This window comes from Phytoactinopolyspora halophila, assembly GCF_003287285.1.
Classification (GTDB): domain Bacteria; phylum Actinomycetota; class Actinomycetes; order Jiangellales; family Jiangellaceae; genus Phytoactinopolyspora_A; species Phytoactinopolyspora_A halophila.
The window spans coordinates 453184-476277 of sequence record NZ_QMIG01000001.1 but is presented as its reverse complement, the minus strand read 5'-3'; the positions used below and the strand labels follow the sequence as shown (position 1 = coordinate 476277).

Below are 23094 nucleotides of genomic sequence, written 5' to 3'. Positions count from 1 at the left end.
TCAGGACGCCGTACGGCTGATCGCGGGCTGGGGGTTGATGCCGGCCGCGGCTTTGGTGATGTGTGCAGCCAGTGGTCGCATGACATGCTCCGCGTCCCGATGTACTCCCCGCAGCGTATTCGACGAGAAGGAACGTTGAAACTCCAGGCCCACGTAGACGAGGCCGGGATGCGTGGTCGACATGCCGCCGACGTGTTGTGGCGTTCCGTCGGTGTGCAGCGCACCCAGCTGCTGGAGATAGGCGACATCGGGCCGGTACCCGGTGGCGAAGATCACCGCGTCGACGTGCTCGCGCGTGCCGTCTGCCCATACCACGTGATCGCCGTCGAATGCGGTGAACATCGGCCGGCGGGGGAGCAGGCCCGATTCGACGGCCTCGCGGTAGTTGCCGGTGTCGATGACCGGAGTGTGGCCGAACATGTGGGCCAGCCACGCGGGCGGCAGGAAGTCGAGGCCGGTCGTGTGCAGCCAGTGGTGGATGTCCTTGCCGAGCCGGCGCTGGTCGACGAAATGCACGGGGGCGCGGCTGGCGAGCGTCGTCGGCGTGACCCGTGCCAGCTCGTCGCCGATCTGCACGGCTGAGTTGCCCGCACCCACGACGACGACGCGCTGGCCGGCGAATGGTGCGGGATGGCGGTACTGCGCGGCGTGCAGGATCGTCCCGGTGAAGCCGGACTGTCCCGGGAGTTCGGGCATGATCGGGTTGGTGAAGGACCCGCTGGCGGCCACGACCCCGGCGGCGCCGAGTTCCTGTCCGTCGTCCGTGTGGACGACGAAGCCCTCGCCGTCAGTGTCGACACCGGTCACCCGGGTTCTGGTGCGGATCTCGACGTCCAGGTTCGCGGCGTAGCGGGCCAGGTAGGTGACCACGTCGTCGCGGTGGGGATAGGTGTCCGGCGTTCCCGGGAACGGGACGCCGGAGAGCGCGTTGTACTCGACGGGGGAGAACAGCGTGAGGCTGTCGTAGTAGTGCGGCCACGAACCGACGGGTCGCTCGCCGGCCTCCAGGATCAGGGGGCGAAGTCCGGCGTCGAGTGCGGCCTTGGCGGCGGCAAGGCCCGACTGTCCGCCGCCGATGATGATCACGGGTGTGGTGGGAGAAGCCATGAACGCAACATATCGTCATTTCGCGAAATGTCAAAGTGAACTACTCGCCCTACAGTGGTCGAGAGGAGGTCGATGACATGGCAGAGGCGGTCGCGGTTGAGGCCGATGGCGCAGGCGAAGTCCCGGTCGAACTCAGCTCGGACACCCACGATTTCCTCAAGGCCCTGGCCAGCCCGACCCGGCAGCGCATCATGATGCTGTTCTTCCAGGGGGCGGAGCTGTCGGTCGGCGAAGTGGCCGAGCGTGCCGGGCTGGGACAGTCCACCGCCTCGGAACAGCTGGCGCTCATGCGCCGCGGGGGAATGGTGACCGCTCGGCGGGACGGCAAGGTGATCCGGTATCGGGGTGACCGGGACGGAATCCGCCGGGCGCTGGCCGAACTACAGGCGTATCTCGAGGTCTGCTGCTAGCGTTTCGGGCGCCTCGAGTGCCCGCGCGGTCGATGGTGGTGCCGTGAACCGTGCTTTGGCCTGGCTGACCTTCCGTCGTGTTGGTGTGACGCATGTCACTTCATTTTCGTGCCGTCACTGTCGAAATGCGTGCCGTCCGGTCGACGTCTTGACGAAGCCGCATGACAACACAGAAGGGACGGCTCGGCATGGTGCTAGAAGGAAAAGTCGCCGTGATCTACGGCGCGGCCGGGGCAATCGGCGGGGCTATCGCGCGGGCCTTTGCTCGTGAAGGAGCCAGTGTCTACCTGGGTGGACGGACTCGGGACAAGCTCGAGCCGCTGGCCGACGGGATACGGGCGAAAGGCGGCATGGCCGACGTCGGGACCGTCGACGTCACCGACGAAGAGGCGGTCAACGCCTACGTCGACGCCATCGCCGCACAGGCCGGGCATGTTGATATCTCGGTCAATGTCATCGGGCTCGGAGACGTCCAGCAGCCGTTGCCGGAGATCTCCGTCGCGGACTTTCTCCAACCCGTCACCACGGCGGTTCGGACGCACTTCCTGACCACGAAAGCCGCTTCCCGGCACATGATGAGACAACGCTCCGGCGTGGTTCTCGCCTTCGGAGGCGCTGGCGCGACGACGATGCCGGGTTTGGGAGGGTTCGTGGTCGCCCTTGATGCGATCGAAAGCCTGCGCCGGCAGTGGGCGTGCGATCTTGGTCCGTATGGCATCCGCGTCGTCACCCTGAAGTCGGCGGGCATACCCGAGACCATTCCCGAAGACTTCCCCAACCGGGACCAGATCGTCGCCGGCCTGCCGCCGGCGCTGCTCGGCGAACGGGCGACGCTGGAGGACGTGGGAAACGTCGCCGCCTTCGTCGCGTCGGATCGGGCCCGTTCGTTGACGGCGACGGCGGTCAACATGTCAGCCGGGGCGATGATGGATTGAGCTCGCCGACCACGCGATCACGGTGGTGGCGATTCTGGAACTGGTGAAGGCACCTATATATCGATGAGGAGACAGCGATGCGCGTTCTGGTGATGGTGAAGGCCAACGAGGGGTACGAGGCAGGAACCTCGCAGCCCAGCGAAGAACTGATGGCAGCGATGGCGAAGTACAACGAGGAGCTGGAGAAGGCGGGCGTGCTGCTCGCGGCCAATGGCCTGCAACCCAGCTCCGAAGGGGCCCGGGTGGAATTCTCCGGCACCCGGCGCACCGTGGTCGACGGGCCGTTCTCCGAAACGAAGGAGCTGGTGGCGGGGTTCTGGCTGTGGCAGGTCGCGTCGATGGACGAGGCCATCGAATGGGTGAAGCGTTGTCCCAACCCGGACGCCGAGGACGGCGTCGTGGAGATCCGTCCCGTCGCGGAGGCAGCGGACTTCGACGATCTCGTGACACCGGAGATCCGGGAACAGCTGGAACGTATCGACATGCGGGGGTCGGAGACGGCGACCGAGTGACCGGTGCAGGCAGCCGCGCGGTCACCCGAATAGCGCGGCTGCCGCGGTCCTCGCCGTGGATGTTTCCCTTGTGGCCCGTCGCCGAACCTGCTCTGATGGGCTCGTGCCGGAGTCGGACATGCAGCGGACTGTCGAGGCGATCTGGCGGATCGAATCGGCGAAGGTGATCGCCACGCTGGCGCGGATGGTGCGCGACGTTGGCCTGGCCGAGGACCTCGCGCACGACGCGCTGGTGGCCGCGTTGGAACAGTGGCCGACGACGGGAGTTCCGGACAACCCGGGTGCGTGGCTCATCACCACGGGCAAGCGTCGCGCGATCGATCACTTTCGGCGCCGAGAACGCCACGAGACGAAGGTGGGTGAGCTGGGTCGCGAGCTCGAGGCCCAGCAAGCCACCACGGACGAGGAGCTCGTGTCGGCAGTGGACAATGACATCGATGACGACGTCCTCCGGTTGATCTTCATCGCCTGCCACCCCGTCCTGGCGCCCGAGGCACGCGTGGCGCTGACGCTGCGCCTGATCGGAGGGCTGACGACGGCGGAGATCGCGCGTTCCTATCTCGTTCGGGAAGCGACCGTGGCGCAGCGTATCGTCCGGGCGAAGCGCAGGCTCAGGGCCGAGAAGGTGCAGTTCGAGCTCCCGCCTGAGGAGGGCCGCGCAGCTCGCCTGTCGTCGGTGTTCGAGGTCATCTACCTGATCTTCAACGAGGGCTATTCCGCAACCTCGGGTGCGGAGTGGATCCGCCCGGAGCTGTGCGAGGAGGCGTTGCGGCTGGGCCGGATCCTCACCGCTCTCGTCCCTGCCGAACCCGAGGCGCACGGGCTCCTGGCGTTGATGGAAATGCAGGCGTCGCGGCTGCGCGCCCGGACCGGACCGTCGGGAGAGCCCATCCGCCTTCTCGATCAGGATCGCTCGCGATGGGATCACCTTCTCGTTCAGCGAGGTCTGTCGGCTCTGGAGCGAGCCGAGAACCTGAGCGGCGAGCGTGGCCCGTATACCCTGCAAGCGGCCATCGCGGCATGCCACGTGCGCGCTCTCGTTCCGGAAGAGACCGATTGGGTACGCATTGCCGCGCTCTACGCGGCACTGTCGCAAGCCGCACCGTCGCCGGTGGTGGAACTCAACCGTGCGGTGGCGCTGGGGATGGCGTTCGGCCCGGAGGCAGGGCTCGAGATCGTCGACGATTTGCAGGCGGATCCGGCCCTGAAGGAGTACCACCTGTTGCCGAGCGTCCGCGGAGATCTGCTGGCCAGGATGGAACGCTACGACGAGGCCCGGCGCGAGTTCGAACGCGCCGCATCGCTGACGAAGAACGAACGTGAGCGTGCTCTCCTGCTCCAGCGTGCAGCGAGCGGGCGATAGCAGTAGGCGGGCCGGAGGGGTGCGCGACCGAACGGGGCTGTCCACATCCGCTCGTGACGATACATCGGTTATCCACAATTTGCCTCTGCTTGCTTCAGTTTTCCGGTGTTTAATAGCAATATCCTGTGCATGTCGAAATCCAATTCCCTTTCCCGCAAACGTCGCGCGCAGCGGCGATCCGCACATGCACGCCAGACGCGCCAGGGCGTGGCGAGTCCGCCTGGCGAGCCCGAACCCGCAATCACCGAGCGAGACCACCTTCTGCTGTCGGAAGCCGTGGTCGCCGAGCAATGTGGCGATCTGCGCCATGCCTTGCGCTGCCTTCAGGAGGTGTCGGGACCCGCGGTCGATCCATGGGAGGGCGATCTGATCGCGATGATCGAGCTCGGCGATCAAGCAGAGCCGTGGCATTGGGCCCGGTTCACCATGGGAGCCGCTCGCCGCTGGATCCTCGGCCTGCCGATTCCGTTGGTGGCGCGGGTGCAACGCGAAATCGCGGCGGCTGCCGGGGGCGTTACCGGAGCGTGCTGGCACGAGTCTCTCGGATGGGTGGCTGGCACATCGGCCATTCCTACCGCGGCGGCGAGCTACATGTTATTCGACGAGCTCATGATCGAGGTCTTCCTGATCCAATGTGCGCCCATTCTGGCCAAGCGTAGTGGCGACGGCCGCACATGGGCGGAAACACCGGGCAGGGTGTGCGAGCTCGTGGGCGTTGACGGTATCGAGCTGCGGCTACGCGATCGCTCAGATGGGAGCGAGTATGTGGCCAGGCATCTGAGCGAGCTCGTGGGCCGGAGCGAGGGTGATCTGGTGTATGGGCACCTGATCGACGTGCCAGGTGATCCGGGGCTCGTGTTCGCCATGCGGCCGATCGTGGTCGACGAGCTCGTGGCTCAACGTCTCGTGCGTGGCCCGGACGAGGACGGCACGTTCCCGGAGTCGGTCGAATCTCGATGCGCCGCGCTGGGAGCAGCGGTGCGGTCGGGGGAGCGCTACTGTCAGTCGTTCGCCACGTTGGCCGACCACCAGTGCGTTGTTGGAGCCGGCGAGGACTGTGAGGTGAGGAGGGGAAACGTGCCCCTTTCGTGAAGGCCGCCGTGGGCCGCGCATCACGTAGCCTCCCGATCTTGTGGGGGTACGTATGTGCCACGGGCGGGCAAGGTGATCACCAGGCCCTCCTCGCGTAGTACCCGGATCGCCCGGCGTACGGTCTCGCGCGCCAGGCCGGTCTCTCCGACGAGTTGGGACTCGCTGGGTAGCTGATCGCCGGGCCCGTACTCGCCGGACTCGATGCGCGCACGCAGGGCAGCGGCGAGCTGCAGATACGTCGGGGTCGCGTCCCACGGGTTGATCATGATCGTTCACCGTAGGAGGACATACAGCCCGTAGCGGACTTGGGCTACGTTCTAGACGTCTTAGACGTTTGCCCCATACGGTTGACGGCAGATGAAAGGGCCCTGTCCGGCAATCATGGCCTGGCAGGGCCCGTCGGCTCACCTGCTGCGGAGGTGAGAGTCGTGCGTCAGACCACCGCTACACAGTGGCCACGATCATCATGAGAGGCAGTGCGTTGTGACCGGAGACATCGACACTGTCGAGGAGTACTCAGGCTGTCCTCGCTGGTGTACACAGAATCACCATGCTGGCCACCGACACGTCCGCGCCATCGGCGACGTCGAGTCCGGCGAGATGGTTATCTCGGTCTATCTCACCGCCGCGCCAGGCGAACGGGATCCGCAACTGGTCCTCGCGGTGGGGTACCGGGGTCACCGGCCCCATAGTGCGACGACGTTGACCTGGCCAGCTGTCAAGACACTGATCAGCCTGTTGGTCGACGCGCATCTTCAGTACACCAGATCACAGCACGTCAGGCCTAGACGGCCGTAGCCATTGACGGTCGTCTGACTTGCGTCCTGATGCGTGTCAGGTGAAAACGGGCTCCCCGTCGCATGATTTGTCAGGTGCGGATGATCGGTAAGATTGTTGATGCGCCGTGAGCACGTGCAGGCCATCGGTGAATGTGCGGTTCATTTGAGGAGTTCCATGAATTCTCGCCAGCAGGGTGTCGTATGCAGAAATAGGGCGCATCGTTACCCGCGCCAAATGGATAATCTGGTCGATACTGAATTCGTGACTGCGGAAAGATAGCAAATAACTTCCCTTGTGACCTGCGTTCCTGCCAGGCCGGCATGGCCAGGAAGCACATTTTCGTAACACGGTGCGGTATCCACCTCTGATGTCGATAACCGTCGAGATCGTGCACCGTTCATCAGGGAGAGTGTGCAGTATGCCACCATATTCGCTGCCGGAATTCCACATGCCCTACATCGCTCGGCTAAATCCGCATCTGGCTGCAGCGCGGCAGCACAGCATCGAATGGGCGCACGACATGGGCATGATTGGAAGTCCCGGGGCCATCTGGACTCAGCACGATCTCGACTCGCACGATTACCCGCTGCTGTGCGCGTATGCCCATCCCGACGCGAGCGGTCCGGAACTCGAACTGGTCACGGATTGGTACGTGTGGGTGTTCTACTTCGATGACTATTTCCTGGCCGCGTTCAAGCACACGGGCGACATGGCGGGTGCGGCTGACCATCTGGCGCGGCTGTCCGCGTTCATGCCCCTGGATGGCCGGCCGGCTGCTGTGGCGCACACCAGTGTCGAGCGTGGTCTGGCAGATCTGTGGACTCGAACCGTTCCCGGCACGTCACGACGGTGGCGGGAACGGTTCGCGCAGACCACCCGGGAGTTGTTGGACGAATCCCTGACCGAACTGGCCAATCGAGCGCAGCAGCGTACTCCGAACCCACTGGAGTACATCGAGCTGCGCCGCAAGGTCGGTGGCGCCCCCTGGTCAGCCGCGCTGGCCGAACACGCTGCGAACGCCGAACTGCCACCCGCGCTCGCCGCGTCGCGTCCGCTGCGCGTGATCACCGACACCTTCGCTGACGGCGTGCACCTGCGCAACGATCTGTTTTCTTATCAGCGTGAACTCGACCAAGAAGGCGAGTTAAACAATTGCGTGTGGGTCACCCAGCAGTTCTTCGACTGTGATCCACAACAGGCGGCCGATCTCGTCAACGATCTGCTCACCTCGCGCATGCAGCTGTTCGAGCAGACTGTCGCCTCGGAGCTGCCCGCGTTGATGCGGCAGCATGACGAATTGCTGCCTGCCGAGCGGGAGCGTGTTCACCGGTATGTCCAGGCGTTGCGGGACTGGCAATCAGGAGGCCACGAATGGCATCGTCGCTCGTCGCGCTACATGAATGCCGCGACCCGTCACCTGCCGCCGCCACAAGCGGCGATCGGCGTCCATGCCGGATACGGCACGGCTGCCGCGCGGCTGCTCCCTCCGCCGACAGCACCCCACCCACGTCGGCGCCCTGGACGGACCGCGCGTGTATATGGGGCTATGCCATCGTTGCCGCCGTTGCCCTTCGCGCTGCACACCAACCCTCACCTGGATCATGCTCGTGACGCGTCCCTGAGCTGGGCACGGCGGCTGGGCTTGCTGGATCCGGTGCCGGGTGTCGCCGGCAGCGACATCTGGACCGAGGATGCGCTGCGCGGCTTCGATTTCGCGCTCTGCGCGGCGGCGATGCATCCATCCGCGTCCGCGGAGCAGTTGGAGCTGTCCACCGAATGGCTGATCTGGCCCACGTGGATCGACGATGGCTTTCCGTCGATGTTCCGCCATCCCCGAGACGAGCCCGCAGCTCGGGCGTTTCTCGATCGGCTGTACCAGTTCATGCCGCTGGATGGCGGTCAGGTCCCGGCGTGCACCAACCCGGCGGAACGCGGCCTGGCCGACACCTGGGCCCGCGCCATCGTCGACATGCCCACGCCCGATCGGCAACGTTTCCGCCAGGCCGTGGTGCGCTGGCTGGACAGCCACCTGTGGGAGTTCATGCACAACAGCACGGGACAGGTTCCGGACCCTGTCGACTACATGGAAATGCGCCGCCTCACCTTCGGGGCTGACATGACGATGACCCTGTCCCGGATCGACCTCGGAACGCGCATCCCGGACGACGTGTATCACAGCGGCGTCGTCCGGGAGCTGGAAATAGCCGCGCAGGACTATGCCTGTCTGCTGAACGACCTCTGCTCCTATGACAAGGAGCTCCACGTGGAAGGCGAGACGCTCAACGGGGTGCTGGTGATCCAGCGGTTCCTCGACTGCGACACCCCTCGGGCTATGGAAGCTACCGCAGAGCTCATGCGGGCCCGGCTGCGTCAGTTCCGGCACATCGTGAACCACGATCTTCCCGCCCTGGTCCACCGGCTCCACCTCGATTCCGAGGCGCGGGATGGGCTCGCCCAACTGGTGACGGACCTGCAGAACTGGATGACGGGTATCCATCATTGGCACGTCACCTGTAACCGATATTGGCCCGATGCCGTCCACGCTCGCGGCGGGCACCTGCGCCGCCAGCGGTTGAGTCGGCCGGCTGGCCTCGGCACCGCCGCCGCCCACGTTCGCCCGCCCGGAGGCGGGCACCGCCTCGCTACCGCCCACACCGAAGGAGGGTCGTCGTGACCGATCTGCTCTCTACGGACGCCGTTACTGGTGATGGCCACGCCCCGAGCGGCCTGAGCCCGGACGCGGCCCGGACGCTGGCCACCACCACCAAGTCCGCGCCGTACATGCCCAGCATCACATCGCGATGGCTGTTGCGACGCTTGCCCTGGGTCGAGGCCACCGGTGGCACCTACCGCCGCAATCAGACTGTCACCGCCCCCGATGGTCGCGAGATCGACATCGACATCGTGGCCGGGCAACTCGACGGCGCGCCGACGCCCGCCGCGTTCGTCGACTACGATCCCGATCCGCCCGAGCACGATCTGCACGCGGCGCAGACCATCCTGCGTGTTCCCTCGCGGATCGCCGATCTCTACAACGGCCCGTACAACCAGATCGAGCAGCAGATCTTGCTGATCATCCAGGCGCTACGAGAACGTCAGGAATACGAGATGGTCAACAACGGCGACATCGGGCTGCTTCACGTTGCCACCCCAGAACATCGTCTGGCCGCCCATGACGGCACTACCCTCCTCGACGATCTGGACGAGCTTCTCGGCCGGCGCCGCAACCCCCACATGCTGTTGGCGCATCCGAAGGCGATCGTCGCGCTCGGTCAGGAATGCACCCGGCGCGGACTCACCGTGGAGTTCGTGGACGTCGACGGTGACCGGGTCCCGGCATGGCGTGGCGTGCCCGTGTTTCCGTGCTCGAAGATTCCTATCACTGAGCGGCGCAGCACCTCCGTGATCGTTCTTCGCACCGGTGAGGAAGATCAGGGGGTCATCGGTCTGCATCAGACCGGACTGCCTGATGAATGGGAGCCCAGCCTGAACGTGCGGTTCATGGGTATCGACCACCACGGCGTCATCCACTACCTGATCAGTGCCTACTACTCTCTCGACGTCCTGGTGCCCGATGCTCTCGGCGTCCTCGACAACATTCCCCTGGGCACATGATCGAGCGCAGCGTGATCTGGCCGCTCTTGGCTGTCCCGTCGCCGTCCACCCCGTGCCACGACGATCGTGGCCTCCCGCACATGCGGAGCTCCTGAACTGGTCGGGCGTTGCCCTTGAGTAGTTGTCTCGCCATGACGAGGCGCTGGATCTGGTTGGTGCCCTCGTAGATCTGGGTGATCTACGGAATGGCGATCGCCACCTGCACCGATTCTCCGAGATGTCGTTCTGACCAGCACATAAGCCGTTTACTGTCGTTGTTGGTTGATGGCCCTTGTCGGCTGTCTCACGGAGCAGTAACGGAGCAGAGAGCATGCGGCTCTCGTCGCCGTCTGCTTCGACGAGCGCCAGCACATCGAAGTCGTCATCGAGCCCGAGCGCGACGTCCTCACCGGGCGCCAGTCGGTGGCTCTCAACTTCGGACCCACGCTGGCCACTGATCATGAAGGCTGGATCGCGCTCGGGCACGTGCTGCGGGATCGCATCGCGCCGCAGGGTGGTGCAGAGTAGCCCATGGCTGGACCGTCTCGACCGGGACCCGTACATGGGGCCGTGCCCGGACTGGTGCACGCAGGCGCCGACCGAAGACGAGGACGGTGGGCACCTGGTCGCGGCTAGGGCGTGTCCATGGGCCGGCCATTCTGGCCCACACAGCGCCGTGGTCGGCGAGATTCAGCTACCCGACGGTCCCGCCTACACGGTGTGCGTCTGGGCCATTGCCGGCGGTCAGCGCACCGCCCGTAAGCTCACGATCCGACAAGTATCTGACCACCGGGACCTAGGGCCGTGCCGGTCGTAAATGGGGGTTGTGTCCGGGGTTTGGCGCAAACTCCAGCAATCGGGGGTGAGTTTGTGGAACGGCATGACGTGAGCGAGCGGTGGCGTCCGGTGGTGGGTGAGCTGGACGACGCGATCGAGCATCTAAACGGGGCGCTGGCGGCGCTGCGGGATCTGCGGCGCCGGGTCGAAGAACTCAGCCGGGATGTTGACGGTGGCGACCGATGAGACCGGCGCGGCGCAAGATCTCGGCGAGGTCGACGTCAAGGGCACGGGCGATGTCGTACAGCTCGACGGCGTCGAGGCGCCGCTCGCCGGTTTCAGACCGATTTATCCATTCTTGGTACGTGCCGAGACGGTTGGCTACCTCTCGCTGGGTCAGGCCGCGTTCGTGGCGTATGTCGCGGATGGCGGTAAGCAATCTGTCATATTCCGGACGGTCTCGTGTAGCCACGTGACCAGCTAAGACGACAAACTCTGTAATACCAAAAGGATCATGACGATTTACGTCATGACGAAAATCGCATAAGGTGCATCCGGTCCCTTGGCGACCAGAGTCGCGTCCCGCACCTCCCGGCGGGCTTGCGGGGCACGGCCCGAGCCGCCAAGGGCTCAGAAAGAGGGGATCCACTATGTACGATGATGGCCTTGCTGCTACAGGTTCTGGCGCGTTGCTGCTTGGCGGGCATACGATCGGCCTACCGACAGTGATCACACTGGCGGTGTCGGCGATGCTCGCCGGGCTGTTCACGTTCCGCCTGGCCACGAGGAGCCGTCGTGCCTCGGCACGCGGTTGATCGAAGCCAACGCGCGATGGCAGCGGCGGGCGTCCTCGCGGCGCTCGCCGTTGCCACGTGGGCTGGCACGCATCGGATCCATCTCGGGCAGAGTCTTGACCTCACCGCCGTGTTTCCGGCGTTCGTCTTGATCGTGGTCGTGTTCTCGGTGGCAGTTCCCAGCCGGCGTTTCGCGACTCGTCCTATGGCCGCTGGGAAGGTTGTCGCCGTCATCCCAGCGTTCAACGAGGATGCCGACGCGCTGCACGGGACCATCCGCTCATTGCTCGCCAGTACACGCCCACCCGACGAGATCCACGTCGTCGACGACGGCTCCGACGAACCCATTCCCAGCTTCGAGCATCCCCGGGTGTTCTGGTACCGGCAGCTAAACGCCGGCAAGCGCCGAGCCCAGGCCCACGCACTCCGCAACGCCACCGCGGTCGACTTCGTACTCACCGTCGACTCCGACTGCACGGTCGACCGATTCGCCGTCCAACGCTTGCTCCAGGCAATGTCTGACGGGGACGTGCAAGCCGCCACCGGACTGCCGCTTACCCGCAACCGGTCGACGTGGCTGCCGCGAATCATCGATCTGGAAATCGCCTCGATCTGCCTCACCTACCGCGCCGCACGATCCCGCCTGGGAAGCCTGACCACATGCTCCGGTGCGCTATCGATGTACCGGGCCGACGTCGTACTCAACAACCTCGACGACTACACCAGCTCAACCTGGATGGCCGGAGACGACCGACGGCTTACTCACTACGCGATGCTGCGCGGCAAGGTGGTCTCGGTGGCCGACGCCGTCGTTCACACCGACATGCCAGACAAGATCAAGAAGCTGTTCCGCCAGCGGGTACGCTGGTCGACCTCACACTGGCGGTACTTCTTCTGGGAGATCGCCCACCTTCCGTTGATCGCTATGCTGTGGACCAGTTACCTGACAGTCCTGTACATTATCGTTCCGGCGACGCTGATCTGGACGCTCATCGTGTCACCGCTCCTCGGCCTCGGCTTCGCCGGCCAAGTACTCGCCTACTGGCTGTCCATCCTGTGGCTCGTCAACATCAAATATCTCGTGGGTCGCCCACATATGCCGGTGCGCGAACGGCTGGTGAACTGGGCTGTCGGAACGCCAGTGCTGCTATGCGTACATCTCCTCGTGTTGCGCCCGGCGATGATCAAAGCCCTGTTCCGTACCCTGCTCGGACACACACGGACCGCCACCTGGGGCACGCGCGGAGCCACACGAACGGCTGGCCGGTATCGCCTCCGGCCAGCTGGTCGCTACCGGGGTGGGCGTATCTCAATACTCGCGTAGACGTCACATCGATGCGCCGTGCACCCGAGAGGGAGGGGCCATGCGGCTATGACCTGCTACGACGCGACGCGCCCCGACCGAGATCGTGAGAACCGCCCGCACGCAGCGTCCGCAATGTCTCCGGTCTGTGGTCTCCGGCCGGGCCAGCATTGTCCACATCGGCGGCGTGGGCCACGCAGCGCAGGGGGTCATCTACTCGGTAGGGGTGTTCTCCGGCCGGGGCCCTGCTCGTCAAGGGGCCATCCACCGTCACGCGCACCCTCGATCCACGTACAGCGCTACCCGTCACGCGCCAGGTTGGTGGGGCGGATCTCCGAGTCTCAGTTCGACGGCAACGGAACGGTACGCCACTCCCGGCTACCGCGGCGGTGGCCTTCATGCTCGGGCATGTGACCGCCCTCCCTCTGTCTGACGTGGTCAACATGTTCAGGGAGGAACAGATGCGCAAGACCTGGGCGCGCTGGGGTGCGCCGCGACGATTGGCTTGTGGCGCTGCGCGAGGAGCGAGGCTGGACACAGGTTGTCGAGACCTGGTGGGACCGCGTCTGCTGGGCAACACGCACAAGAAATATCCTACTTTTTCAGTAGGGATATAGGTGAATTATCGTTACCGTGCCGCTCTTGCCCTTGATCTATTTATGCGGTGTACTAGAAGTGCCGGTGACAAGAGACCCAGGGGGTCTCTTCCCTTCGGGGATAGCCGGCACATTTGCGCCGAAGACTGGCCCCATGGGGTAAAGAAGGATTTGAGCGTGGGTCTTACGCACGGCTCATACCAGGTACACCTCTTGCCTTCGAGGACGCGTTGGGCAGCCCACAGTCCATAGTCGGCGACCTGAAGTCCCCATGCAGTCGAACAGTCCCACACGCAGAGCACGATCTCGCGATTCACCTGGCCACACACATCTTCGATCGCCGTCTTCGCTGCTGTCGCTCTGGCGTTGGTTCCCAGCGAACTCACGATCGCGTAGAGCGTGTCGTCTCGCGCAGCGACCTGCGTGGCTATCTCCTTAAAGTGCAGGAACCAGGCCATCTTGTACAGGTACATCTCACCCTGGCGCCTGACGCTTGAGTAGGCGTTCGACTTGCACAAGAAGGTCATGTCGAACCGTGGCGCTTGATTCTTGATAAGGCCGAACATCTGGTTGCGCGTCCGTGTGGTGTCATTTACGGCATGAAACCCTCGCGGCAACTGGAGTCCGTGATGGGCGAGGTCTGCCCTCAATTGTTGGCCCTGCCACAGCTCTTCGCCGTGCTCTCCATGGAACACCGCCGTACCGAAGCCGAAATATGTACTGGCACCTTGCTTGTCGGAGCCGCCCTCATAGTCGAGGTTGCCCGTCTCATCGGCATACATGTAGACGTCGGCCACCGGTGAAGGTTAGCCTCCTTGATCAGCCAAGTCCATCATGCACGAAGCACGCGTGTAGCACGACGATGCCCCGGCCGTTCCGTGCTCGGCAGGGGAATCGTGGAGTTCAGAATGGTAGATCGTCCACTACGGCAACATGAACTGCGCCTCGGAGCGTCAGTTCCCCGGGCGGCTCGACGACGAAGTCCGCGTCGATGTTCGTCTCGGTGACCGCATTGTAGAGGCTCTTGATCCACTGACCCCATGCGTGCTCGGCTTCGGTCTCTCGCACCTGAACGGGTGGTCGACGATTCCTGATCGGTAGGCGTGCAGGACAGGCGCCGAGCGGTCCAGACTGAGGTTGAGCTTGGACCGCCGTCGACACGATCTCGATTATCTCGAGGCGCTCCTCGGGGCTGCTGGTGACTCTGGTGACGTCAACGGCCTTGCCGTCAAACGTGCTCTTGAGAGTGTCGCTCCCACATGGTGCGAGATCCTCTCTCTGTGTGTAGCCGGGCCCGCCTCTCTCGGGCTCGGCCAGAACGCGCCAGTGATCGCGATGGACCACGTTGGTTCGGTACTCAAGGAGCAGGTCGTGGCAGTCCGAGCAGAGCGAAGAGTTGATGCTTTCTCGGCACAGATCGGCTATGGTCGGGCGGATATCGGTAGAGCACGAGCAGACGCACGGCCGATCATCGATGTCGTAGATGGTCACGGTCTCCACGCCGTGGGCTGAACACTCTTCCGGCAGATCGTAAGCTCTGCGCCGCAGATCGATGCCGCAGCCGAACGGGCCGTGCCCGGCGATGTAAGCGACGTGATTCGCCGCCGGTGTGATGGTGCTGGTCATATTGCTGTTCCCTTTCTGGTGGCAGTTATCGTCTGGCTCGTCAGGCCCTTGTGGCCGTACGGGCGAGCTTCAACCGTGCCGTGACCAGCGCATACGCTCGGTGTAGGTGTTTGATGCAGAGCAAGACGTCGGTGTCCTCGTCGGCTGCTTCGGCCGGGCACTGCTCTCCTGACCTGCGCACGTTGCGGGTCTACGCGCACATGCAGAGGTCGAGTCACGAGCGGGCACGCAAGGCGATCGATGCCAGGATGTTCAAGCCGCGTGCGGTCCCGGCGTTCAAATCCCACGGAGCAGGGTGCGTGATGACGGTGACGGCGTTCCCGACGGCATCCGCGGTCATGACGACCGCAACTGCCTCTGATCTGCCTATGCGTAGCTCTTCAGCAGTTGGCGGGCCATCACCAGGCGCTGGATCTGGTTGGTGCCCTCGTAGATCTGGGTGATCTTCGCATCGCGCATCATGCGCTCGACGGGATAGTCCCGGGTGTAGCCGTAACCGCCGAAGAGCTGCACGGCGTTCGTGGTGACTTCCATGGCGACATCGGAGGCGAAACACTTGGCGGCGGCGCCCAGGAAAGACAGCCGTGATTCGTCGCGTTCGCTGGCAGCCGCCGCTCGATACACCATGTGGCGGGCGGCCTCGACCTTCATGGCCATGTCGGCCAGCATGAACTGCACCCCTTGAAAGTCCGATACCGGCCTGCCGAATTGCTGCCGTTCCTGCACATAGGCGGTGGCGGCGGCCAGCGCGCCGTCGGCGATCCCCACCGCCTGCGCGCCGATCGTGATACGCGTGTGGTCCAGCGTCCGCAGTGCGATCCGCAACCCGTGTCCTTCGTCGCCGACCAACCGGTCAGCCGGGATGCGGCAGTTGTCGAAAAGCAGCTCGCGGGTAGGCGAGCCCTTGATGCCGAGCTTGCGTTCCAGGGCGCCGACCGAGAATCCCTCGTCTCCCTCCTCGACGACGAACGCACTGACACCTCCCGTGCCGGCGTCGGGGTCGGTGACAGCCATCACGGTGTAGTGCGTGGAGACACCGGCGTTGGTGATCCAGGACTTCTGGCCGGACAACACCCAGCCGTCGCCGTCTCGTACCGCCCGGGTCTTCATCGATGCCGTGTCCGAGCCGGCCTCGCGTTCGGAGAGCCCGTAGGAGAACATGGCGTCGCCGCGGGCGACGGGCCGGAGGTAGCGTTCCTGGAGCTCGTCCGATCCGGCAAGCAGTAGCGGCATGGTGCCGAGCTTGTTCACCGCCGGTATGAGCGAGCTGGACGCGCAGGCGCGGGCGATTTCCTCGACGACGATGCAGGTCGCCAGGGCGTCGGCGCCGGCGCCGCCGTATTTCTCCGGGATATGCGGCGCGTGGAAGTCGGTGGCCCGCAGCGCGTCATAGGCCTCCCGGGGAAAGCGCGCCGATTCGTCGACATCGGCGGCGTGCGGCGCGACTTCCTTGGTGCAGACGTCGCGGACCGCGTCCCGGATGGCCTCGTGCTCCTCGGAGAGCTGGTAGAGATCGAAGTCGGCGCTCATGACCACATGTTACTGGTTGGTAGTATCGCCAGGATAGTGAGACATCGCCCACAATGTGGGGCCGTCGGGCGGGAGGTCGAGGGTGCTGGTGACCTCGAACCCGTGTGCCCGGTAGAAGGGCACGTTCTCGGGATTGGTCGTCTCCAGCTGGACGGGTAGTCCGCGTCGGCGCGCCTCATCGAGGCCAGCGCGTAACAGGGCCGTTCCGTGCCCGCGGCGCTGCCAGTCCGGATGCACGGCGAGGAATTGCAGATAGGCGAATGGATGGCTCGGCGTGACCGATTGGATCGCGCGCAGGCCGTTGCCGACGGCTCCCGCACGTTCCGTCCCGATGAGGGCTGCGAGTAGACCGCCGGCGGTCGGCAGGCTCCCGTCGGGCGGTGCCGACCCTCCGGGCAGTTGCCACACGGCGACGGCGTGTGGGGTCGGTGCCCCGTCTGTCGTGATGCTGCCGGTGGCGAAGTATCGCTCGGCCAGCACACCCAGCCACGCGGCAGTGGACTCCAGCCGGTGCTCGTCGTCGGGGAAGATCCATCGCATGAGGGGATCGGACGTGTAGGCGCGCGCGAGGATCGAGCGGATCGCGGGAAGATCTCCTGCCGTCGCATGTTGCACGTGATTGATCTTAGAGCAACGTACGCTGATCACATGCACATCGAGGCGGCCCGCCAGTTCAAGAACGCGCTATTGCGCGAAGTCCGAGCGGAAATCGTCGCTGAACCCGGAGTCGTCGCCGCAGGCATCTGGCCACTTCCCGAGGGCGGGTATGGGCTCGCGGTGCGCTGTTCCGGTGATGTGGATCGGATACGCCGGGTGCTGGCACGAATGGGTGCCCCCGCGCCGGAGGAGTCCGACCTCCGCGAGGTGGGCATGATCAGCCCGCTCTCCTGGAATCCAGCCGATCTGCAAAAGCGCGTACGCCCGGTGCGTCCCGGCCTGTCGGTCGCCCATGGCGAGGTCACGGCGGGCACCATCGGAGCCTTCGTCATTCCCGACGACGGCGGGGGTGGCTGGGAGAGCGATGGCACCGGGAACGGCGGCGATCCGGGCAGCGACGGTGGCTCCGACCGCGACGGCCGGCTGCACGTCCTGTCGAACAACCACGTTCTCGCCGATTCTGATCGGGGCATACCAGGCGACGCCGTCCTCCAGCCCGGCCCAGCAGACGGTGGCGTGGATCCGGGAGATCGGATCGGCGTCCTTGATCGGATGGTGACGCTTCAGCGGGACGCCAGCAACCTGGTCGACGCGGCCACCGCGCGGCTGGACGGCGCCATCGAGACCGATGTCGCCCATCCCATCGGCGTTCTCGCGGGGTGGAGCGACGTGCACGAGGGGATCGAAGTGGCCAAGGTGGGCCGGACGACGGGGATCACCCGGGGAGATGTCAGCGCATTCGAGGTCGACGGCCTGGTTGTCGAGTTTCCCGGCGGCCCGGTGGAATTCCACGGCCAGATCGAGGTGTCTGGCGGCGCCGACGGCGCGTTCTCCTCGGGCGGGGACAGTGGCTCCGTGGTCTACCGGGAGGATCGCCAGGAAGCGGTGGGGCTGCTGTTCGCCGGAAGTGAGCGTGGCGGCCCGGCGGGCACCGGGCTCACCTACTGCAATCCCTTCGGAGCGGTGCTCGACGAGCTCGGGGTGCGGCTGGCGAGCGGCTCGCAGGGTGGTGGTGTGCCGGAGGCGGCATCAGGAGGATAGGGGCATGAGTGCTTCGGTCATCCGTCGGCGGGTGGTGGCTCACGGCCGCGTACAGGGCGTGTTCTTTCGCGACACGTGCCGCCGGGAAGCCGCCCGGAACCAGGTCAGTGGCTGGGTGCGTAACGTGCCTGACGGCAGTGTGGAGGCGGTGTTCGAGGGCCCACCCGAGGGCGTCGAAGCGATGGTGGCGTGGGCGCACGAGGGGCCTCCGGCAGCGAAGGTGGAGCGGGTGGACGTCACCGAGGAGCCGGTCGAGGGCAACGACGGCTTCCGGATCAGCTGATCAGCTCGACGTGTCGCGAGGAACTCGCCGCTTCACCGGGCGTTAAGGTCATCTCGTGAGCTGGCGTGCGCCAACTCATGTGAGGTGCGCCAGCTCACGTGACGGCACGACGGAGGGATGGTACTGCGCATGCGTGTATCGGTGATCGGCACCGGCTATCTCGGTAGCGTGCACGCAGCGGGTATGGCCGAGCTCGGCTATTCGGTGGTAGGTATCGACCCGGATGCGGACAAGATTGCCGCGCTTTCGGCTGGCTCTGCCCCCATCTTCGAGCCGGGCTTGGACGAATTGCTGATGCGGCATCTCCGGTCCGGATCGCTGCGGTTCTCGTCCGATGTCGAGGATGCCGCCGGTGCCGATGTTCATTTCGTCTGCGTCGGTACACCGCAGCTGTCCGACGGTCTCGGGGCAGACCTGACCGACATCCATGCCGCCATCGATAGTCTGGCACCTCTTCTGGACCGGCCGAGCTTGGTGGTGGGCAAATCCACCGTTCCCGTCGGGACGGCGCACCAGCTCAGCGACAAGCTCGCCAGGCGTGCACCGGCGGGGGCCGACGCGGAGCTCGCGTGGAATCCGGAATTCTTGCGCGAGGGCCGGGCCATCGAGGACACGCTACGCCCGGACCGTCTCGTCTTCGGAGTGAACTCGGAGCGTGCGGAAAAGATTCTGCGGGAGCTCTACGGGACGGCAATCGCTGGCGGAACCCCCGTCGTCGTCACCGATCTCGCCACATCCGAACTGGTCAAGGTGTCGGCGAACGCCTTCCTGGCGACGAAGATCTCATTCATCAACGCGATCGCCGAGGTGGCCGAGGTGAGCGGCGCCGACATCACCAGCCTCGCCGACGCCCTCGGGTACGACGACCGGATCGGCCGCAAATTCCTCAACGCCGGTGTCGGGTTCGGCGGCGGATGTCTTCCCAAGGATCTGCGTGCCTTCATGGCGCGGGCGGGCGAGCTGGGCGTTGCCGATGCGCTGACGTTGCTGGGTGAGGTCGATGCGATCAACCTGCGCCAGCGCGAGCGGGTGGTGGAGCTGGCGCAGCGTCTCGCCGGCGGCTCCATGATCGGGCGGAGGGTTGCGGTGCTCGGCGCGGCGTTCAAGCCACACTCGGACGACGTGCGGGACTCTCCGGCATTGACGATCGCCGGTCAGCTGCACTTGCAGGGCGCCGATGTCGCCGTGTTCGACCCGCAGGCGATGGAGAAGGCCCGCGTCATCTACCCGACGTTGGAGTATGCGGATTCTGTGGTGGACGCGTGCACGGGCGCGCACGTCGTCTTGTTGCTGACTGAGTGGCCCGAGTTTCGCGAGCTCGACCCTGCCGAACTGGGAGACGTCGTGGCGGCCCGCGTCGTCGTCGATGGCCGCAACTGCCTGGACGGCAACGCCTGGCGCGCGGCCGGATGGACCTACCGTGGTCTCGGTCGCCGCTGAATCGCGGGCGCGCTTCGCGCTCGCGGTCAGTCCTCAAGGAGATGGCGCGGAACTTCGGTCCCGTCTTGCAGGGAACTCCACAACTCGCCGGCTGCCTCCGGATCCCAGTCGACCGTGTTTCCGACGCGTCCCAGCGGCACCGTCAGCGTGTCGCCGGAGCCGGAAGAGATGCTTCCCATGGCTTGGACGAACGTGAACATGTCCCACGGTTGCGTGCCGTCGTCGATCACCAGAGCGTCGCCTCCGGCGAGTGCCGTGCGCGTGAACTCGATCGGGTTCAGCAGCGTGCCCGGCGAGAACGCCTTGTCAGAGATGGCGGAGATCAGCTCCCGTTGCCGCTCCACCCGGCCGAGATCGGCGCGTGGATCGAAGTACCGGGCGCGCGCGTAGCCGAGGGCGTCGTCTCCACCCAGTTCCTGGCATCCGGCCGGAAGGTCCAGCTTGGCCTTCTCGTCCTGGATCGCTTCGTCGAGACACATCTCGACGCCACCGAGCGCGTCGACGATGTCGGAGAATCCGCCGAATCCGATCTGGACGTAGTCGTCGATGGCGACCTCGGTGTTCGCCTCGATGGTTTCGACGAGCAGTGCCGGGCCCCCTTGGGAGAAGGCGGCGTTGATCCTTCCCGAACCGTGACCGGGAATGTCGACCGTTGAATCCCGGGGGACGCTGATGAGTGCGGGGCGGCCGTCGGACGGATTGTGGACGAGCATGATCGTGTCGGCCCGATCGCCACCACTCGTGCCGGTCTCGTCACCACCGTCGTCGAGGTCCTCCCTGCGGTCCGAGCCGACGAGGAGGAATACGTGACCGTCGGATGTCGCGGCGCCATGATCGTCCGGGACGGCTTCGACCTTGTCGATGCGACTCCAGATCCACCACACGAGCCCGCCAAGCGCGACGGCGATGATGAGCACGAAGATCAGTAAGAAACGGAAGAATCGGGCGAGCCCGGAGCGGCGCTTCTTCGGTCGCTTCTCGGTTCGGCGCGCTCGCGGTTCACGCTCGCGAGGTGGCGCCTGCGTTGCCGGCCGCTCCGCCGCCATCTGGCGAGTACCACCGTGCGGCGGTTGCGGAGATGCTGCGGGCACGGGCTCTGCTCCCTCGTCCTCGTCGTCGGGGCTGTGAGCATAGCCGCCCTTATAGGACACACCTGGGACGTTGCCCGACGTGTAGCTCGTCACCTTGGGCGGGCCGGCGTGTGGCGCGTCGTGCCCTGCGTTTCCCTCGGGGTGGTGCTCGGTCACGTTCTGAACCGTACCTCGTCCGCTGGCAAATAGGGATAGACGTGACGCTAGCAGTGACACGCCGTGCTGTGTGAGCAGGACGGGCGTTGCAGTGACGCTATAGTTCGCAAGGAGTCACTCACGGAGTAAAAGGTATTTCCCGTGCCTGGTGCCTGGCTCGTAGTGTGTGACTGATGTGACAGCAGGTACGCCAGTTCGGTCCGGCGCGTCGTCGACAGCACGATGACCCGCAGCTCGATACTGGCCATGTCGGCGCTACGGGGGCGTCGGCGTGACATGCTCCCATGGGAGGATGCGAGATGACGCCGACGGCACGGCCACCGGGGGGCGCGTCCCACCGGCACGGCAGGTCGCATGCACAACGTGCTCCAGGACGCTCGCGCGCGAGCCGCGCGGCTGAGAAAGAACAGCGTGCCGAGGCCACGAGGTTCCGGCGCTCGCTTACATTGATGGCGATGTCGGTGGTCGCGCCGGGCAGCGCGCAGTTCATGAGAGGCCACCGAAAAACCGGCAAGATCGCCTTGTTGGTCTGGGCCGGACTGGTGTTCGTCGGCCTGCTGGTCACGTGGCGCATCTCGATGAACGATCTGGCCAGGCTCGCGGTACATCCGTGGCTGCTGACGTCGTTCCAGATCCTCGCGTTCGGCTTCGCTCTCGCGTGGGTCGCGATTCTCATCGACGCCTGGCGGCTCGGCAACCCACCGGGGCTGAACCGCAAGCACCGCTTGATCATGGTTGGTGCCACGCTAGGTCTGGCGATCATCGTGACCACGCCGTTCGTGGTGGCGGCTCGATATGCCGAGGCGGCTCATGATCTCGTGGTGCGGATGTTCCCCTCGGGAGACGTCGCGGCGGCCAGTGACGGCAGACTGAACATGCTGCTCCTGGGCATGGATTCTGGCGACAACCGGTACGGTGGCCGGCCGGACAGCATCCATGTGGTCTCTGTCGACGTTCTCACCGGCGAACCCGCTCTGATCAGCCTGCCCCGTAACCTTGAGAAGGCGCGCTTCGCCTCCGGCACCCCCGCCGCCGAGGAGTTCCCGAGGGGATTCTCCGGTGAGGGTGATCGCTCCGATTACCTTCTGAATGCCACCTGGACCTACGGGACGGAGAACCCGGAGCTCTTCGACGGATCATCGCCGGGAGCCACGGCGGTCAAGCAGGCGGTGCAAGGCAGCCTGGGCATCGACATTCATTACTACGCGGCAATCGACCTGCAGGGCTTCCGTGACCTCGTCGACGCCCTCGGCGGCCTGACCATCGACGTGCACGAAGAGTTGCCGATCGGAGAGCAGGGGCGGGTACTCGAACCCGGCGTGCAGACTCTGGACGGATACCATGCCCTGTGGTACGCCCGCTCGCGCGAGAGTACGTCCGACTACGACCGTATGGCGCGGCAAATGTGCGTCCTCGGCGCGTTCCTCGACCAGGCGGATCCGCGTACGGTGCTCACGAACTTTGTCGAACTTGCCGATGCCTCGGCCGAGATGGTCACCACCGACATCCCCCGAGAAGACCTGAGCAACCTTGTCGACCTGGCGCTCGAAGCCAAGGACCACGACGTCGCGTCGTTGCAGTTCGTGCCTCCGTTGATCGTTCCCGCGGACCCGGACTTCGACCTCATCGCCGAGGAGACCTCCGAGCTGTTGCATGGCAACCGGGACGTCGCCGGTGGCGAACCCCCGGACGGCCCGGAATCCAGCGAGGCCGCCGAGACGTCCGGTGACACCGACGCGGATGGCGAAGGTGACGGCGAGGAATCGCCGGCTGAAGGAGCAGCGGATGAGTCCGATGACGGTGGCGAGAACCACGATCCTGGCCAGGCGATGGAGAACGGCGAGCCGGTGGGAATCTCCTCGGCATGCTCGTTCGGCTGATCGGTGATGCTCGTGGCGCCCCGGGCAGGTCTCGCCTCGGGACAACCTCGCGGAGCGGCGCACCGATCACCCGTGTGAAGATCGATCCGGGAGGCCCGTCGACGGGCGGAATACCGTGGCAGGTAAT

Annotated in this window: 24 protein-coding genes; 14 read left to right on the top strand and 10 right to left on the bottom strand. The window is 65.3% G+C overall.

All coding sequences use genetic code 11. From position 1 onward, the window contains the following. The gene (locus DPM12_RS02120) at window positions 1-1107 is read right to left on the bottom strand and encodes a flavin-containing monooxygenase (protein WP_112256578.1); all 1107 of its coding nucleotides are present in this window, start codon (window positions 1105-1107) and stop codon (window positions 1-3) included. 77 nt (window positions 1108-1184) lie between these two features. Between DPM12_RS02120 and DPM12_RS02115 the strand changes: the two genes are divergently transcribed. The 5 genes from DPM12_RS02115 (at window position 1185) to DPM12_RS02095 (ending at window position 5419) form a co-directional block, all read left to right on the top strand. Then, window positions 1185-1517 (top strand): ArsR/SmtB family transcription factor, encoded by a 333-nt coding sequence (locus DPM12_RS02115; RefSeq protein ID WP_112256702.1) that lies wholly within the window; start codon window positions 1185-1187, stop codon window positions 1515-1517. Window positions 1518-1678: 161 nt separating this feature from the next. After that, window positions 1679-2452, top strand: coding sequence for an SDR family NAD(P)-dependent oxidoreductase (locus DPM12_RS02110; protein WP_211658234.1), 774 nt, complete (start codon window positions 1679-1681; stop codon window positions 2450-2452). 77 nt (window positions 2453-2529) lie between these two features. Next, window positions 2530-2964 carry a YciI family protein gene (locus DPM12_RS02105; RefSeq protein ID WP_112256577.1) on the top strand — a complete coding sequence of 145 codons (435 nt, stop codon included), beginning with the start codon at window positions 2530-2532 and terminating at the stop codon, window positions 2962-2964. A gap of 118 nt (window positions 2965-3082) precedes the next feature. Continuing rightward, complete coding sequence (locus tag DPM12_RS02100) at window positions 3083-4327, top strand: RNA polymerase sigma factor (RefSeq protein WP_112256700.1); 1245 nt, start codon at window positions 3083-3085, stop codon at window positions 4325-4327. A 129-nt stretch (window positions 4328-4456) separates the two neighbouring features. Continuing rightward, window positions 4457-5419 carry a hypothetical protein gene (locus DPM12_RS02095; protein ID WP_123788345.1) on the top strand — a complete coding sequence of 321 codons (963 nt, stop codon included), beginning with the start codon at window positions 4457-4459 and terminating at the stop codon, window positions 5417-5419. A gap of 20 nt (window positions 5420-5439) precedes the next feature. Here the strand turns inward: DPM12_RS02095 and DPM12_RS02090 are convergent, their stop codons facing one another. Continuing rightward, window positions 5440-5685, bottom strand: a complete 246-nt coding sequence (locus tag DPM12_RS02090; protein WP_112256575.1) for a GntR family transcriptional regulator — start codon at window positions 5683-5685, stop codon at window positions 5440-5442. A 250-nt stretch (window positions 5686-5935) separates the two neighbouring features. Further along, window positions 5936-6100, bottom strand: coding sequence for a hypothetical protein (locus DPM12_RS23020; RefSeq protein ID WP_158542678.1), 165 nt, complete (start codon window positions 6098-6100; stop codon window positions 5936-5938). 517 nt (window positions 6101-6617) lie between these two features. Here DPM12_RS23020 and DPM12_RS02085 point away from each other — a divergent pair. From DPM12_RS02085 to DPM12_RS23015, 3 genes are all read left to right on the top strand, one after another. Next, the gene (locus DPM12_RS02085) at window positions 6618-8873 is read left to right on the top strand and encodes a terpene synthase family protein (protein ID WP_112256574.1); all 2256 of its coding nucleotides are present in this window, start codon (window positions 6618-6620) and stop codon (window positions 8871-8873) included. Window positions 8874-8878: 5 nt separating this feature from the next. After that, window positions 8879-9814, top strand: coding sequence for a hypothetical protein (locus tag DPM12_RS02080; protein ID WP_112256699.1), 936 nt, complete (start codon window positions 8879-8881; stop codon window positions 9812-9814). Between the two features lie 849 nt (window positions 9815-10663). Beyond that, a complete protein-coding gene (locus tag DPM12_RS23015) occupies window positions 10664-10816 on the top strand; it encodes a hypothetical protein (protein WP_158542676.1) in 153 nt (50 codons plus the stop codon). Here the strand turns inward: DPM12_RS23015 and DPM12_RS24210 are convergent. Continuing rightward, a complete protein-coding gene (locus tag DPM12_RS24210) occupies window positions 10785-11042 on the bottom strand; it encodes a helix-turn-helix domain-containing protein (protein ID WP_112256572.1) in 258 nt (85 codons plus the stop codon). The two genes, DPM12_RS23015 and DPM12_RS24210, sit on opposite strands and share 32 nt — an antisense overlap. Before the next feature lie 178 nt (window positions 11043-11220). On the opposite strand from DPM12_RS24210, the gene DPM12_RS23010 reads away from it, so the two are divergent. Then, window positions 11221-11385, top strand: coding sequence for a hypothetical protein (locus DPM12_RS23010; protein WP_158542674.1), 165 nt, complete (start codon window positions 11221-11223; stop codon window positions 11383-11385). Further along, entirely contained in the window at window positions 11366-12688 is a 1323-nt protein-coding gene (locus DPM12_RS02065; protein ID WP_123788347.1) for a glycosyltransferase, read from the top strand. The genes DPM12_RS23010 and DPM12_RS02065 overlap by 20 nt, the downstream gene beginning before the upstream one ends. A 607-nt stretch (window positions 12689-13295) precedes the next feature. Here the strand turns inward: DPM12_RS02065 and DPM12_RS02060 are convergent. From DPM12_RS02060 to DPM12_RS02040, 5 genes are all read right to left on the bottom strand, one after another. Continuing rightward, entirely contained in the window at window positions 13296-14060 is a 765-nt protein-coding gene (locus tag DPM12_RS02060) for a DUF3800 domain-containing protein (RefSeq protein WP_211658230.1), read from the bottom strand. A gap of 106 nt (window positions 14061-14166) precedes the next feature. Next, window positions 14167-14889 (bottom strand): hypothetical protein, encoded by a 723-nt coding sequence (locus DPM12_RS02055; protein WP_112256570.1) that lies wholly within the window; start codon window positions 14887-14889, stop codon window positions 14167-14169. A gap of 214 nt (window positions 14890-15103) precedes the next feature. After that, window positions 15104-15229, bottom strand: coding sequence for a hypothetical protein (locus DPM12_RS24045; protein ID WP_281269612.1), 126 nt, complete (start codon window positions 15227-15229; stop codon window positions 15104-15106). A 26-nt stretch (window positions 15230-15255) separates the two neighbouring features. Continuing rightward, window positions 15256-16419, bottom strand: coding sequence for an acyl-CoA dehydrogenase family protein (locus DPM12_RS02045; RefSeq protein WP_112256569.1), 1164 nt, complete (start codon window positions 16417-16419; stop codon window positions 15256-15258). A gap of 9 nt (window positions 16420-16428) precedes the next feature. Further along, the gene (locus DPM12_RS02040) at window positions 16429-17034 is read right to left on the bottom strand and encodes a GNAT family N-acetyltransferase (RefSeq protein WP_123788348.1); all 606 of its coding nucleotides are present in this window, start codon (window positions 17032-17034) and stop codon (window positions 16429-16431) included. A gap of 33 nt (window positions 17035-17067) precedes the next feature. On the opposite strand from DPM12_RS02040, the gene DPM12_RS02035 reads away from it, so the two are divergent. The 3 genes from DPM12_RS02035 to DPM12_RS02025 all read left to right on the top strand — a co-directional run bounded on the left by DPM12_RS02035 (window position 17068) and on the right by DPM12_RS02025 (window position 19840). After that, entirely contained in the window at window positions 17068-18117 is a 1050-nt protein-coding gene (locus DPM12_RS02035) for a chymotrypsin family serine protease (RefSeq protein ID WP_112256567.1), read from the top strand. 4 nt (window positions 18118-18121) lie between these two features. Next, entirely contained in the window at window positions 18122-18400 is a 279-nt protein-coding gene (locus DPM12_RS02030; protein WP_112256566.1) for an acylphosphatase, read from the top strand. A gap of 123 nt (window positions 18401-18523) precedes the next feature. After that, window positions 18524-19840, top strand: coding sequence for a UDP-glucose dehydrogenase family protein (locus tag DPM12_RS02025; RefSeq protein WP_112256698.1), 1317 nt, complete (start codon window positions 18524-18526; stop codon window positions 19838-19840). A 26-nt stretch (window positions 19841-19866) separates the two neighbouring features. Here DPM12_RS02025 and DPM12_RS02020 read toward each other — a convergent pair whose 3' ends face one another. Next, a complete protein-coding gene (locus DPM12_RS02020) occupies window positions 19867-21087 on the bottom strand; it encodes an LCP family protein (RefSeq protein ID WP_112256565.1) in 1221 nt (406 codons plus the stop codon). 488 nt (window positions 21088-21575) lie between these two features. Between DPM12_RS02020 and DPM12_RS02015 the strand changes: the two genes are divergently transcribed. Beyond that, window positions 21576-22967, top strand: coding sequence for an LCP family protein (locus DPM12_RS02015; protein ID WP_158542672.1), 1392 nt, complete (start codon window positions 21576-21578; stop codon window positions 22965-22967). The last annotated feature ends 127 nt before the right edge of the window (window positions 22968-23094 follow it).